This is a genomic window from Kitasatospora sp. NPDC096147, assembly GCF_044763225.1.
Lineage (GTDB): Bacteria > Actinomycetota > Actinomycetes > Streptomycetales > Streptomycetaceae > Kitasatospora.
On sequence record NZ_JBIWFX010000003.1, the window covers coordinates 168,362 to 182,556 of the forward strand.

Here is a 14,195-nt window from a genome sequence, read left to right on the forward strand (position 1 = left end):
GCCACCGACCGACTCACCCCCACCGAACCCACCCACACCACCGAACCCCTCACACCACTCCGCCCCATGGAACGGGCCGAACCGCTGGAGCCGACGCAGGCCACCGAGCGGCTCACCGCCCTGCGCCCGATGGAACGCGGCACACCCCTCGAACCCCTCCACGCCACCGACCGACTCACCCCCACCGAACCCACCCACACCACCGAACCCCTCACACCACTCCGCCCCATGGAACGGGCCGAACCGCTGGAGCCGACCGCGCAGTTGCGGGACCGGAGCGACGTCCAGCCCGCGCAGGCCGTCAAGCGGACGGCGCAGTCCGCCGCGCCTGCGGGCTCGGGGGACAGCGGGGCGGGCTTCGACGTCGATCCGGAGAAGTACCGGGCGGCGGCCGGGCCGGTGCTCGCCGCCTCGGACCAACTCGCCGACCTGACCCGTGGCCTGACGGCGTACATGTCCGGGATGAACGGTCGCGCCCCTTGGGGCAACGACGACTCCGGCGAGAAGTTCGCCAACGGCGAGAAGGGCTACCTCACCTACAGCGGCAAGGTACTGGACGGCCTCGGCAACCTGCCCGCCGCGCTCAAGTACATCTCCGACGGGCTCAAGGTCATGGCCGAGAGCTACGCCAACACCGAGGAGGGCCTCTCCACCGGCCTCACCTCCATGGAGGCGGAGCTGCCGGAGACGGCACTCTTCCACCCCGACCTCGCCCTGCGGGACGTCGCCAAGGGACGCCCGCACCAGACCGGAAGGCCCTGATCGACTATGGCGGTTGAGCTGCCCGAACCCCTTCAGTGGGTCCTCCTCCTGCTGGCCGGCACCCGCTGGCCGGAGGGCGAGGAGGATGTGATGCGCGAGATGGCCGACCGTTGGCGCGATGCCGGGAAGACCCTGGCGGACGTCGGCACGTCGGTGAACTCGACCATCCAGCGGGCGCTCGACGGCCAACAGGGCAAGGCCGCCGAGGGCTTGGCCACGCACTGGGCCAAGTTCTCGGTGGGCAAGGGTACGGAGGAGGACCCGGGCTTCTTCCCCAGCATGGTCAAGTCCTGCGAGGGCATGGGCGAGATGCTGGACAACATGGCCAACTCGACCGAGACCGCGAAGATCCAGATCATCGCCCAGCTCGGCATCCTGGCCTTCGAGATCGCGACCGCCGAGGCGTCCGCGCCGTTCACCGCCGGGGCCTCGCTGGCCACCATCCCGGCGGCGGTCGCGGTCAGCCGTACGGTCGTGCAGCAGATCCTCAAGCAACTGCTGAAGGAGGCCCTGGAGTTCGCGGCCAAGGAGGCCGCCCAGGAAGTCGCGATCAACCTGCTGGCGCAGACCATCCAGATCGCCGAGGGCAACCGCACCGGTCTGGACACCAAGGAGCTGGGGCAGAGCGCTCTGGGCGGCGCGGTCGGCGGCGCCTCCGGCAATCTGATCGGCAAGGGCCTCGGCGCCGGGGCCGGCAAGGCCGGGCTCGGCAACGCGATGGAGACCGTCGGCGGCAAGATGGTGCACGGCGCCGCCGTCGGCGTCGGCGCGGACGTGTCGACCCAGCTGATCACCACCGGCACGGTGGACGGCGGCAGCCTGCTCGGCTCCGGGCTCAGCGGCGGCTCCAACGTCGGTCTCCAGCACGGTGCTTCGGCCCTCAAGGGCAAGTTCGGCGGTGGCGACATCCCGAACGTCCCGACCGGCGGCACCCTGCCCGGCGCCGACACCCCGCCGACCTTCGGCGGCCGGCCCGGCGGATCGGGCGCCGACTCGGGCGGGACGCACGGCGAGGGCGGCACCGGTGGCGCCCAGGCGTACCAGGGGCCGGGCGGCGGCTCGCGCTCCACCGACGGTGGCAGCGACACCGCCAGCACCGCGAGCCCCTCGACCGGTGGCCCCCGCACGCTGTCGCCCTTCGGCTCCGACCGGACCGGCGGCACCACCAGCGGCACCACGGGCGGCATCGGCGGCAGCATCGGCGGCCACGAGACCAACACGCCCTCCGGGAGCGGCAGTTCCACCCCGACCGGCTCGCGCGGCGGCGACAGCGCGCCGTTCGGCGGCACGCCCTCCAGCACGGCCGGCCACACCCCGGCACCCGAGAGCGCCCCGCGCCCGCAGCCCGCCGCCCACACCGAGACCCCCGCCCCCACCCCGGCACCCGCCCGGGCGGACGCGCCCCCGGCCACCCCGCACGGCGAGGCCCCGGCCCCCCGCGCGGCCGAGCCGGCACCGCACGCCGCGGCCACTGCGACCCCGGACCGGGCCGCCCCGACCGCCGACCGCGCACAGCCGACCGACACCTCCCCCACCCCACCGGCCAGCCGCCCGGCCGACGCGCCCGCGCCGCAGGTCCGCACCGAGCCCGATGCGGCACCGCCCCGCCCGGAGCCGACGGTCCGCCCGCAGGCCGACACCCCGCCGCCGGTCGCCGACCCGGCCCCGGCCCGGCAGGACGCCCCTCCGGCGGCCCGCCCAGAGGCCAACGTCCCGCATCAGCAGCCGAGTTCGCACGAGGCCCCGCCGGTCCAGCGCACCCAGGACGCCCCGCTCGACCAGCCCCGGGCGGACGTGCCCCCGGCCACCGTCCGTCCCGAGGCCACCGTCCCGCACCAGCCCGTCGACCCGGCCACCCCGGCCGATCCGGCCCGTCAGCAGCCCGCCCAGCACGAGGCCCCGACGCCCCGGAGCGAGGCCGAGCCCCGGCCCACGCCCGTCCCCGCCCGTGCCGAGACCGAGCCGAACGCCGTCCCGCAGCCGCGCCCGGACGCCGACCCGACGCCCCGTCAGGCCCAGCCGCAACCCGACGTCCAGCCCCAGCACGCCCAGGCCCAGCACGACGTCCAGCCCCAGCACGCCCAGCAGCAGCCGGAGCAGGCCCCGGCGCGTCAGCCCCAGGCGGAGGCGCAGCCGCACACCGAGCAGCCGCCGCAGACCCGCGACGACCGCCAGCAGCCCCCCGCCGCAGCGGAGCCGACACCCCGTCAGCAGCCCACCCCGGCCCAGGACCCCCAGCCCCAGCAGGCCCAGACCCAGCAGCAGCCCCAGCCCCACCAGGCCGATCCGCACCAGCCCCCCGTCACCGGCCGGGTCTCCCCCGAGCCGGCCCAGCCGCAGACGGCACCGCCGACCGCACCGCCCGTCCGCACCGACCCGACCGGCGACCGCACCGAGCCGCACACCCCGGCTCCCGAGGGCACCCGCATCGCGGGCGGCCCGATCACCGTCCCGCGCCCGTCGGCGACGCCCACCCAGGACCGCTCCGACACCTTCGTCCCCCCGCCGAGCACCGACCCGGCACCGCAGCAGGCCCCGCCGCAGACGCCGCCCGCCCAGGTGCCGCCGACCTCCCAGGTCTCCCCGCCGCCCCCGGCCGCCGCCCCTGCGGCGCCCGGCCGCAGCGGGCTCGGCCCGGTCCGCCCGGCCGCCGACACCGGCCCGCGCACCGACCGCCCGAGGTCCCAACCGCCCACCGAGGGGCCCCGGTTCAGGCCCCGCCCGGTCTCCGACGCCGACCCGGCGGTCCCCGCCCCGCGCGGCACCAAGCGGGGCCGCGAGGACGACGGCGCCCTCCCGCAGGGCCGTCCCGAGGGCCCGAAGCGCCAGCGCACCCCCGCGTACGAGAACACCGCCGGGCCGCTGCGCGACCGCGGGTACGAGCCCGCCACCCGCGAGCAGTACCAGGCGCTCGCCGACCACCTGCAGCAGCACGGTTCCACCCCGCACCCGGACCTGACGCCCGAGCTGCTGGACCGGGTCAACCCGCACGCCGAGACCATGGACCACGGCGACCTCTACAGCTGCCTGGAGGCGGTCGAGGCGCTGCGCGACACCCACTACGGCAATCCGCGCCCCTCCGGCCTGCCGCACACCTCCGTCGCCGAGCAGAACTCCGCCTGGACGCTGACCAAGCGTCACGGCACACCCGTGCCGCTCGGCACCGGCCGGCCCGGGGTGGACGCGGTCATCGACCAGGTCCGCACCGCCGGCCCCGGCAGCTTCTCCACCGTGCTGTTCTCCGACGGCCCGGGTACCGAGGGCCACGTGGTGGCGCTGGTGCACGGCCCGGACGGCACCCTGCGCTGGGCCGATCCGAGCACCGGCGAGGTCCGCGAGGCCCGGCCGGGCGCGCTGCCCGGCGACTGGGCGGACGGCAAGCACGTCTGGGCCGCCACCTCCGACTCCGACGGCGACTCGCTCGACTCCCGTCTGGACCACTCGGTCTTCGACGGCGACGCCCCGACCTTCGGCGTGCTCTCCGTGGTCGCCGACGGCAGCAAGCTGGACGCCGCCGACCGCGACGTGGTGCGTCAACTGGCCGCCGACATCGACGCCGAGGTGGAGCAGGCGGCCCGGCTCGCCCTGGCCAACCCGGAGTCGGTGCCCGATCTCAACGGCCACACCAAGCAGTGGAGCAAGAACTACGCCGAGTGGTCCGACTCGACGACCTCGGCGGACCGCCGGGCGGAGATCCAGAAGCTGCTGCCCCGCCAGTTCGGCTACGTGGTCGAGTCGATGGCGAACCAGATGATCCGGGACAACGTCACCGTGCCGGCCGGGTACGAGATCGACACCCAGGTGACCAACGGCTCCACCCGCCCCGACCTGGTGATCACCAAGACCGACGCCGAGGGCAAGACCTCGGACCTGGGCTGGCTGGACATCACCGCCGACAAGTCCGAGGGCCACATCGGCGACAAGCAGAGCTCGCTCTGGCGGACCCGCCCGTACGTGGCCGAGACGCTCTACCCGTCGCTGGTCCTGGGTGACCTGGGCACGGGCGGATCACCCCAGCAGCGGGCCCTGGTCCAGGCGTTGGTCGACAACCAGCGGGCGGAGACCCAGCGGATCGAGCAGGTGGTGAAGGACTTCGGGGAGACCGTCCCGGCGCCGCTCGACAGCAACAACAAGGCGGACCGGCGCAAGGCGATCGAGGAGAGCCTCGGCGACCTGCTGGGCGGCGGCGGGAAGCTGACGCCCTCCGAGACGCGCAACGTGCTGAAGGCGCTGTACGACAGCGGCGTCATCGACTCCACCCTGACCGACTACGGCTACGTCTCGGGCAAGTCCTCCGCCAAGGAGGGCGTGCAGTTCATCGACTCCCGCCTCAGGGGGGACGACCAGCAGCCCGCCACCACCTCGACGGACACCGACGCCGACGCCGCCACCGACTCGGACGCCGACGCCGACCGCACCTCCGAGCCGCCGGAGAGCCAGGACTCCGGGGACCGGATGCGCACCACCCCGTCACCGGAGCCCGAGGAGCCGCCCGCCACCCAGAAGTCCGACGCCAGCATGCGGGACGCCACCTCGCCCCCGCCGGCCGCCACCGACCGCTCGGTCGACTCCCCGTCCCGGGAGACGCCGCGCTCCGCCCCGCCGCAGGACGACTACGCCGTCACCCGCCCGGCCGACATCACCGAGCTGACCCGCGAGCTGCCCCAACTCCCGCCCCGTGACCGGGAGGCGGCGATCGCCGCGCTCCCCGCCTCGGACCGGCGCGGCCTCGCGCAGGACCCGGCCTTCGTCACCGCGCTGCGCGACACCCTGCCGCCCGGCGACTTCGCCCGGACCGCCGCCCAGCTGATGGTGGACGTGGACCCGGGCGCCGACCGCCCGGCCTCGGCCCGGGCCGAGGCGACCGCGCAGCTCACCCGGATGCTCCAGGACCCGGACACCGCCGCCCGGTTGCTCACCGAGGGCAGCCGGATCGTGGTGGTGCCCAAGGACACCGCGATGACCGACCTGGCCCCGTTCGCCCACCTCGGCGGCCGGACGGCCGACAGCGAGGCGGGCGGCGGACGCGGCTGGGACGACGTGCGCGGCTCCGGCGGCAAGTGGGCCGCAGTGACCGAGGAGAACCTGCTCGGCGAGCGCACCACCGTCGGCCCCGACCAGCACTACGCCGACGGCTACTCCACCACCACCCACGAACTCGCCCACACCATCCACAAGTTCGGCCTCACCGACGCCGAGCGGCAGCTCATCGGCGAGACCTTCGGCGCGAAGCTGGACAGCGAGTCGATCCCCCGCCTGTACGGCGAGGACGGCCCCTCCGAGTGGTCCGACGGTGCCCGTCGCCGCGTCGACGGGGGCGAGGCGGAGAACTACGCCGCCCGGGACGAGTACGAGTACTTCGCCCAGGTCAGCAACGCCTACCTCGGCACCAACCACGGCACCGACCCGTACACCGGCCAGCCCCGCAACAACGGCGCGGACTGGGTGCGGGCCAACGAGCCCGAACTCCTGCCGCTGCTGGAGCGGTTGTACGGCCCGGACCCGTCCGCCCTGCACGAGGCGCCGGCCAACCCGGTGCGGGCCACCGACGCCGACAACGACATGTACCAGGGGCTGCGGGACTTCACCGCCCTCACCGAGGGGCCCGACGGTCTCCCCCCGCAGCAGTCCGGGGCGGACCACGCCGACCCGGCCGACCGCACCCTGCCCACCGCCACCGACACCGACCTCCCGTCGCCGCCCCCGCAGGCCGGACCGACCCGCGCGGAGGGCGACGGCCCGCTGCACGACTGGCCGGCCACCGGCCGCATGCTGCCCGATCCGGCCGACCGGGCCGCCGAGTTGGCCGACCGGCACGGCATCGCCGACCCCGAGGCGCTCGCCCGGCAGATCCGGGACGTCCGGGCGGGCGACCTGGCCGCCGTCCGTGACCTGCTGAACGGCGCCCACGGCCCGGAGCTGCTCAAGGACCTCGGCCGCGAGGTGCCCGAGCACACCCTCTGGCGGCTCGGTACCGAGAACCCCGCCGACGCCGACCGGTTGAAGGAGGTCATCACCCACCGACGCGGCGGCGTGCCGCCCACCGACCTGGAGGTCGAGGCCCGCCGCGAGGTGGCGAGGACGCTGGCCGACCAGCAGTCGGTCACCGTGGTGGTCGCCTCCGGTCCCGGTTCGGGCCACCAGGCGGCGGCGGTCAACATGATCCGCTCGCTGCGCGAGCTCGGCTACGACGGGCAGATCGACCTGGTCGCCCCGACCAACGTCCGCGCCCGCCTGGACCGGATGCTGGACGCCGCGCTGCTGGTCGGCGGCCAGGTGCACTACGCCCCGGACGAGTTCGACCCGCACGGGGCGAACCAGCCCGCCCCGGTCGGGCAGGGCGGCCTCACCCTGGTCGCGGCCAGCGACGAGATCGGGGCCGACGGGGACAACGCCAAGGCGCTGCTCTCCTACACCGGCGGCGACAAGGCCGTGGTGCTGGCGCCGTACGCCTGGGGCATGTCCACCCGGGCGGTCTTCTCCCGCACCGACGACGGCTTCGGCGTGCTGCCGCTGGACGGCGTGGTGGACAGGAAGAACGCGCTGTTCCAGCAGCACGTCCCGGCCCCCGACCCGCACTCCTTCGCGGACCGGCCCGGTCTCCAGCAGATCGCCGACCGGATCGACTCCGGCGCCCTGGACCTGATGCCGCTCTACGGTCTGGCCCGGCTCACCCCCGACCGGCAGGCCGGTGCCCCCGACTACCTGGCGGCGGGCATCCACCAGGCCGGGCTGGGCAAGCCGGCCGTGCTGCTCCAGATCGGCAACCACGACGTCCCGTACGCGCCGGCCTACCAGCAGCCCTGGCTCAAGCGGGCCGACCTCGCCTCGCTCGACGCCGACGGGATGAACCGGCTGCTGGACACCCTCGGCCCGGACGACGTGCTGGTGCTGCGCTCCGGCCCGCTGGGCCAGGACGCCTTCGAGAAGGTCTTCCAGCTCGGCAGCCTGCCCGCCGTCCAGGAGGGCGCCAACACCACGGGCACCAGCCAGCTCACCGGCCGCCCCTACTTCTCCCCGGTCACCGGCACCACCCCCTACCCCGAGGCGGTCTCCTCGACCGCCGCCCGGGACCTCGCCGACCGGGCCGGTGCCCACCTGCCGGGCGACGCCGCGGACCGGCTCACCGACTCCTGGGAGAGCGCGCTCAGGCCCGGGGCCGCGAAGGCCGATGTCGACACCGCCGTCCGCGAACTCCGCGCCGCCGCCGACCTGTTGGCCGACCGGGCGGACGGGCTGGCCGACCCGGCCGAGCAGCGGGCGCTGCGCGAGCTGGCCGAGACCGGCAGCAAGGACGCGGACGCGCTGGAGCGTGCGCACGCGGCGGTCGCCGTCCGCGAGCAGCTCCAGCGGGTCACCGACGCGCTGTCGGCCGGCAACGACTGGACCACGGCCATCGAGAGCTCCGAGGCCTACAACAGCCTGCGGCAGGCCACCTACAACCGGGAGATCGCCGACGGCTGGCTCAACACCCTGCCTGCCGACGACGCTTCGGGCCGCCCGTTCGAGCTCAAGAGCGACCAGCTGTACGGCTTCGCCGAGGGCCTGGGCAAGGACTACGACAAGCTCGCCGACCTGCTCGGCCAGGGCATGACCACCGAGCAGCGGGCCACCCTCGACCACTACCTCTCCGAGGACGGCCGGCGGGCCGAGGAGCGCGTCACCATGATGGGCGAGGACCTCCACCAGATCCCGCTGGGCACCACCGCCGAGGCCCGGCAGCGGCTCGCGGACGTGGCCGCCGCCATCCGCGAGCGCGAGAACGGCTTCATCGAGGAGCTCAGGAACGCGGAGGAGCTCAAGAACGAGTCCACCGCCCCCGACCGGGACCAGGTCCGGGTCATCGCCGACGTGCTCAACGGCTTCGCGACCCCCGACTCGCCCTACCGGCAGTACACCTCGGAGCTGACCGGCCGGGCCAACGACTGGCAGCAGAACCAGCTGCTGGTGGCCCTGCTGCACGTCAACGACCAGCCGCACGAGATCCTCCGGACCTCCCCGCCCCCGGCGGTCGAGCCCGAGCCCGCCCCCGACCGCAGCCCGACCCCGGTGTCCGCCACCGAGGAGCCCGCCCCCGCACCGCGACAGCCCACGCCTGAGCCGGTGCACACCCCTGCTCCGCAGCCGCCGGCCACCCAACCACCGGTCCAGGAGCGGCCGTTCCGGCTCGACCCGTCGAGCGAGGGTCCCAGCATCTTCGACGACGACTTCTCGTTCGGCTCGGACAACGACAGCGCCAGCGACACCGAGTCCGTCGTCCACCGCCCGGCCGCCGAGCCTGGCCCGAGCATCTTCGACGACGACTTCACCCTCAACGACGACAGCGACACCGAATCCGTCCACCCGTCGGCCGCCGAGCCCGGCCCGAGCATCTTCGACGACGACTTCTCGTTCGGCGACGACGACAGCGACACCGAGAGCGTCAACGCCCCGTCCTCCGAAGCGGGTTCGGCGAGGACGGCCCCGGAGCCGACGGCCCTCGACAGCGACTCGGACACCGACGCCTCGATGGTGACCGCCCCCGAGTCGCCGCTCGGCGACAGCCCGCTGCACGGCCCGGTCACCGCCACCGACACCGACCAGGGCCCGAGCATCTTCGACGACGACTTCACCCTGAACGACGACAGCGAGTCCGACTCCGAGCACCAGCGGACCTCCCCGCCCCCGCCCGCCGCACCGCTCCAGCTCGGCCCGGTCGCCCGCTCGGCCGGCACCCCGGCACCGTCCGGCTTCGGCACGGCCGAGCCGCACCGTCAGCCGACGGCAGGTCACCCGTCTCCCCCGCCCCCAGCTGCACCCAGCACCGACCGGGGCGAGCCCCCGGCCAAGCGCCGCCGCACGCCCGCGTACGAGAACACCGACGCCGTGCTGCACGACCGCGGCTACCGCCCGGCCGACGGCGACCAGCAGGCCGCCGTGCGCGAGCACACCGGCGGGCGCCGCTTCCCCGAGCCCACCCCCGAGCTGCTCGGCCTGATCACCCCGCACGAGCAACCCGTCTCCCCCGCCGCCGAGTTCCGCCTCGGTGACGACCTGCAGAGCTGTCTCGAAGCGGTCGAGGCGTACCGCGACACCCACTACGGCCGGCCCCGGCCGTCCGGTCAGAGCCACACCGGTGCGGTGGAGCAGCACGCCGCCCAGGTGCTCAACCGGCGTCACGACCTGCCGCACCTGTTCGGCGAGGGCCGGCCCGCCGTGGAGTCCCTGCTCGACCACGTCCGACGCGGCGGCCCCGGCTCGTTCGCCACCGTGCTGGTCGGCCGCGAGGGCGAGGTCGGGCACACCGTCGCGCTGGTCAACGGCGCCGACGGGCAGCTCCGTTGGGTCGATCCGAGCACCCGCCAGGCCTGGGAGGCCACCCCCGGCTCCCTCCCGGACCCGCGCGCCACCGACTGGAAGGTCTGGGCCTCGGCGGCCGGGCCGGACGAGTCGACCCTCCCCGGCCTCACTCCGGACCGGAACTTCCAGGCCGACTTCGGGGCCCCGTTCCTCAGCTCGCTGTTCGGCCACCAGAGCACGGACCAGACCCCCCAGCCCACACCACAGGTCGCCGCTCCGCAGCCGCTGAACCTCCCCGACCCGGTCCAGGCCCTCAGTCAACTGACCGACGCCCCGGCCGACTTCCTCCGGGACACCATCCTGTCCTACGACGGTGCACTCGGGATGGAGCTCAGGCAACCAAAGCTCGACCGGCAGGAGGCGCGTCAGTTCATGTCCTGGGCCAACACCCAGCCGCAGAACTGGTTCACCCTGGTCCCGGACCCGCGCCGGAACAACGCGCTGATCCTCACCCCCGCCGTCGAGAAGTACGTCGAGGCCCACCCCGGCGACCCCTTCGTCTCCCGCTTCGCCGACCGCTTCCCCCAGCCGCCGGCCGACCAGCAGTACCTGACCTCCTCCTACATCCCCTACCTGGCCGGTGCTCCGGGCGGCCTGCTCGACACCGTCGGCTCGACCACCGTGCCGCTCGATCCCGATGCCGGCGTGGCCGGTTCGGAGTTCGTCTTCACCGCCGTGATGAACGGCTGCGCCCTCGCCGTCACCCCCGGGGCCACCCCGGACGTCTTCACCGCCTGGCACTACCAGTCCAGCACCACCAACAACGCCAGTGCCCTGGACTTCCGCCGGGCCCAGGCCCCCACTGACTGGTTCGGCTCGGAGGAGTACGAGAGCGGCACCCAGGCCGCCTTCTACGAGGTGACCAACTTCCTCTGGAAGCACCCCACCGAGGGCTGGCAGATCGTCAGCCAGGAGACCGGCGTCGACCCGACCGACGAGGCCTCCTCCACCGTCACCGCGGTCCGCCAACGTCCCCTCGACCTCACCCCGCCGACCCCCTCCCAGGAGGCCGTCCACCTGGCCCGGATCTACACCGGCATGGCCGAGGCCGAGCTCAAGCGCTTCGACACCGACACCGCCGGCATCCTCGCCCAGAACTGGGGCAACGCCCGCACCAAGGCCGAGGTGGAGCAGGAGATCCAACGCCTGCGCAGCACCCTCCTGCTGGACCTCATCAACCTCCGCGAGCAGGGCCACCTCGACCCCCGGGCTCCCTTCAGCGGGACCAACCCGGCCGCCGTCCCGCTCCCCACCCCGGCCCCCGACACCCTCACCTTCGCCACCCTGGGCGAGGTCGCCCAGTCCATCGGGGCCACCCGCCACAGCGCCGGCACCACCGCCCAGGAGAGGCTCACCGCCCTGAACGACTCCACTCCCGCCAAGGACCGCGACTGGCGTCAGCGCAAGCTCGACCAGCTCATCACCACCTTCCTCCCGACCGCCGACACCCCCGTCCCCTGGCACCGGCACCTGGTCACCGAGACCACCGACCACCCCAGGGCCTGACGGGCCCCGCACCACCCGCGCGCCCGCGCCGCCGCCAGGGGTGGCGGCGGCGGGGGCGCTGAGCGGTCGTCAGACCGGAGGCAGCAGGTCGCTCGCGCTGACCGTGTGGGCGAGGCGGGGGTAGTCGAAGTCCGTCTCCTGGTTCTCCCGGCGGCGGAGCAGGTGGAACGCGCGCTGCTGCTCCTCGTCGGCGAGCAGGAGGCGGGAGCCGTCCGGGAGGTGGGCGTGGCCGTCCCGGTACCGGACGGCCGTCTTCGAGCTGCGGAAGGTGACGCCGAGCCAGAGGTTGTCGGGCGTGCGGGCGGAGCGGTCGAGGACGATGCGGTGCCGGAAGCGGCGGTTGGCCGTGGTCGAGAAGGTGACCACGCCGTGGTGGGCGAGGGGGATCTCGAAGCGCTCGCCGTCGGCCGGGTCCTTCGGCTCGACGATCAGCTTCCGTGACGGGACGGGCTCGGGGAAGCGGTAGCAGGAGAGGACCGCGACGTGCGAGTCCTCGGCGAGGTCGAGGGCTTGGTCGGAGTGGGCGCCCATGGTCGCGTAGGCGTTGGTGTAGAGCTCGACCAGGGCGTTGTCCAAGGCGCGCGGGAGGGCTGCGCACTCCTGGACCAGCCGCGCCAACTCCTCGTGCAGGGGCCGGAACCGCTGTGCCGGGCTGCCGTACCGGGTGGTGGTCCGCACCAGCGGGACGGCGCCCGATCCGTCGACCCTGGTGAGCACGGCGCCGCGACGGCCCTTGCCCAGCTCCTCCCAGGCGACCGAGGCCGAGAGCTCGGAGAAGAGGTCGCGGTCGACCGGGAGGGAGTGGGTTCCGAACTCGGCCGGGAGGCTAGGCGGTCGGGGCACGGTAGTCTCCCGCGTTCATGCTGAAGGGGAAGCGGTCGCCGTAGTCGACGAAGGCCGTGGACCGGTTCTCCTCGGCGTACAGCCGGCGGAGCTCCGCCATGCCGGCCTCGGTGGGTGGCTCCAACTCCGCCAGGCCGCCCGCCCTCTTGAGGTAGGTCCGGCCGTCGCGGTGGACGGCCTCGGTGGCCGAGCAGCGCACCACGTAGCCCAGGCGGGTGGGGAGTTGCCCGGCGTCCAGGGTCGCGGGGCGGATCTCGTGGGTGTAGTGGCGGTTCGTGGAGAGCGGCATGAAGAAGACCGAGCCGGGGTGGAGGGTCAGGCCGAACCGGGCGGGGAACGCGTCGGACTCCTCGGCGGGGTCCTTGAGCCGGAATTCGAGCCGGGTCAGGCCGCTGGTGCGCTTGATGCCGAGGTCGAAGGGGTCCTGGGCGAGGGGCTGGAGCCGGTCGAGGCCGTCGTAGAAGGTGCAGAAGGCCATGATGCCGTTGACCGGCATGTCCTTGGTCTTGTCCGCGTGGGAGGAGATCCTGGCCTTGGACTGCTTGCGCTCGGGGGTGGCGCCGGTGTTGTGGTAGGTCTGGGCGAGCACGTGGTTCAGCGGGGCGTGGCCCCGGAAGACCGTGGCCGCCTCGCGGTTGAGGGCCTCGACGACGGCGGTGTCGGTGGGGCGGAAGGTCTCGGTCGGACCGGAGAGGTTGGTCGAGCAGCGGAGCAGCCGGAAGTGCAGGTCGTCCCCGTCCCGGGTGACGGGCGTCAGGTAGATGCCGCTGCGGTGGGCCGTCCCCGGCTTGGTGGACTCGGTCAGGGACTGGAACGCGTGCTCGGCGGTGATCCGTCCGAAGTGGTCGTCGGCGGGCTCGAAGAAGCGCGGGTAGTAGACCCCGGCCCCGTGCACCCGCCGGGGCACCCGGCCGGCCCCGATCACCGGCCACGGCGAGTCGTCCCCCTGGCTCCCCCACAGCCCGCGCACCACGAACACCCGCTCGGCGGACGCCAGTCGGACCGCACCCGCCTCGGAGACGTCATCCAGGACGTAGACGTCCTTCCCCGCCGGATCGACCGCCCCGGAGGCGATCTCCTCCGGGGCGGCCACGGCACCGAAGAACCCCTCGGCGAGGCCCTCGCTCCGCCAACCCCGGGCCGCGACGATGACGTTGCCCGCGTCCTCCATGCGCGCCTCCGCCGGCCCTGCCTCCCCTGCCGTGTGCATCGACCGGACCCCCCGTTCGCCGTTCGGGGTGGATCACCCCACCCCCTCAGTGAACCATCCTCCCCTGCCACCCCATCCGTCAGCCGCCCGGGGCGACGGCGGTGGCCTGCACCAGCAGGTCCGGGCCGTGCCGGAAGCGCAGGGTGAGCGGCAGCAGGTCGCCCGGACGGAGGGCCGGCGGACGGGGTATCAGCAGGTCGGCGCCGTCCACCGACATCCGCAGCTCGCCCCGGGCCGGCACCCGCAGCTCGGCCACCGGCTCCCAGCTGCCGGCCCCGGCGCGGTGCACGTGCCGCTTCGGGGTGACCACGCCCGCCGTCCCCCAGCTGGCCCCGGTCAGCGCGTCGGTGAGGTCGCCCGGGTTGTGCAGGGTGACCAGGGCTGCGGTCGGCGCGCCCGGGGTTGCCGGGACCAGCACCCGGGCGCCGGGCTCGGCCCGGACCGGAAGGCGGCGGCCGGCCTGGCCGGTGGCCGTCCACCCGCAGAGCAGGGCCAGGGTGGTGACGGCGGCCAGCGGCGGCAGCACCCCCACCCG

At 74.5% G+C, this 14,195-nt stretch carries 4 protein-coding genes and 1 pseudogene; 2 read left to right on the forward strand and 3 right to left on the reverse strand.

What is annotated here, in order from left to right; translation table 11 throughout:
* Both ACIRBX_RS11310 and ACIRBX_RS11315 read left to right on the forward strand, forming a co-directional pair.
* A pseudogene (locus ACIRBX_RS11310) lies at nt 1-762 on the forward strand (hypothetical protein); the annotation flags it as partial.
* Nucleotides 763-768: 6 nt separating this feature from the next.
* Entirely contained in the window at nt 769-11,607 is a 10,839-nt protein-coding gene (locus ACIRBX_RS11315; protein ID WP_402295553.1) for a toxin glutamine deamidase domain-containing protein, read from the forward strand.
* A 69-nt stretch (nt 11,608-11,676) separates the two neighbouring features.
* Here ACIRBX_RS11315 and ACIRBX_RS11320 read toward each other — a convergent pair whose 3' ends face one another.
* From ACIRBX_RS11320 to ACIRBX_RS11330, 3 genes are all read right to left on the reverse strand, one after another.
* Nucleotides 11,677-12,450, reverse strand: coding sequence for a hypothetical protein (locus ACIRBX_RS11320; RefSeq protein WP_402295555.1), 774 nt, complete (start codon nt 12,448-12,450; stop codon nt 11,677-11,679).
* On the reverse strand, nt 12,434-13,621 hold the full coding sequence (locus tag ACIRBX_RS11325; protein WP_402295557.1) for a hypothetical protein: 1,188 nt from the start codon (nt 13,619-13,621) through the stop codon (nt 12,434-12,436). Before ACIRBX_RS11325 ends, ACIRBX_RS11320 begins: the two co-directional genes overlap by 17 nt.
* A 118-nt stretch (nt 13,622-13,739) precedes the next feature.
* Nucleotides 13,740-14,192 carry a copper chaperone PCu(A)C gene (locus ACIRBX_RS11330; RefSeq protein WP_402295558.1) on the reverse strand — a complete coding sequence of 151 codons (453 nt, stop codon included), beginning with the start codon at nt 14,190-14,192 and terminating at the stop codon, nt 13,740-13,742.
* Between the last annotated feature and the right edge of the window lie 3 nt (nt 14,193-14,195).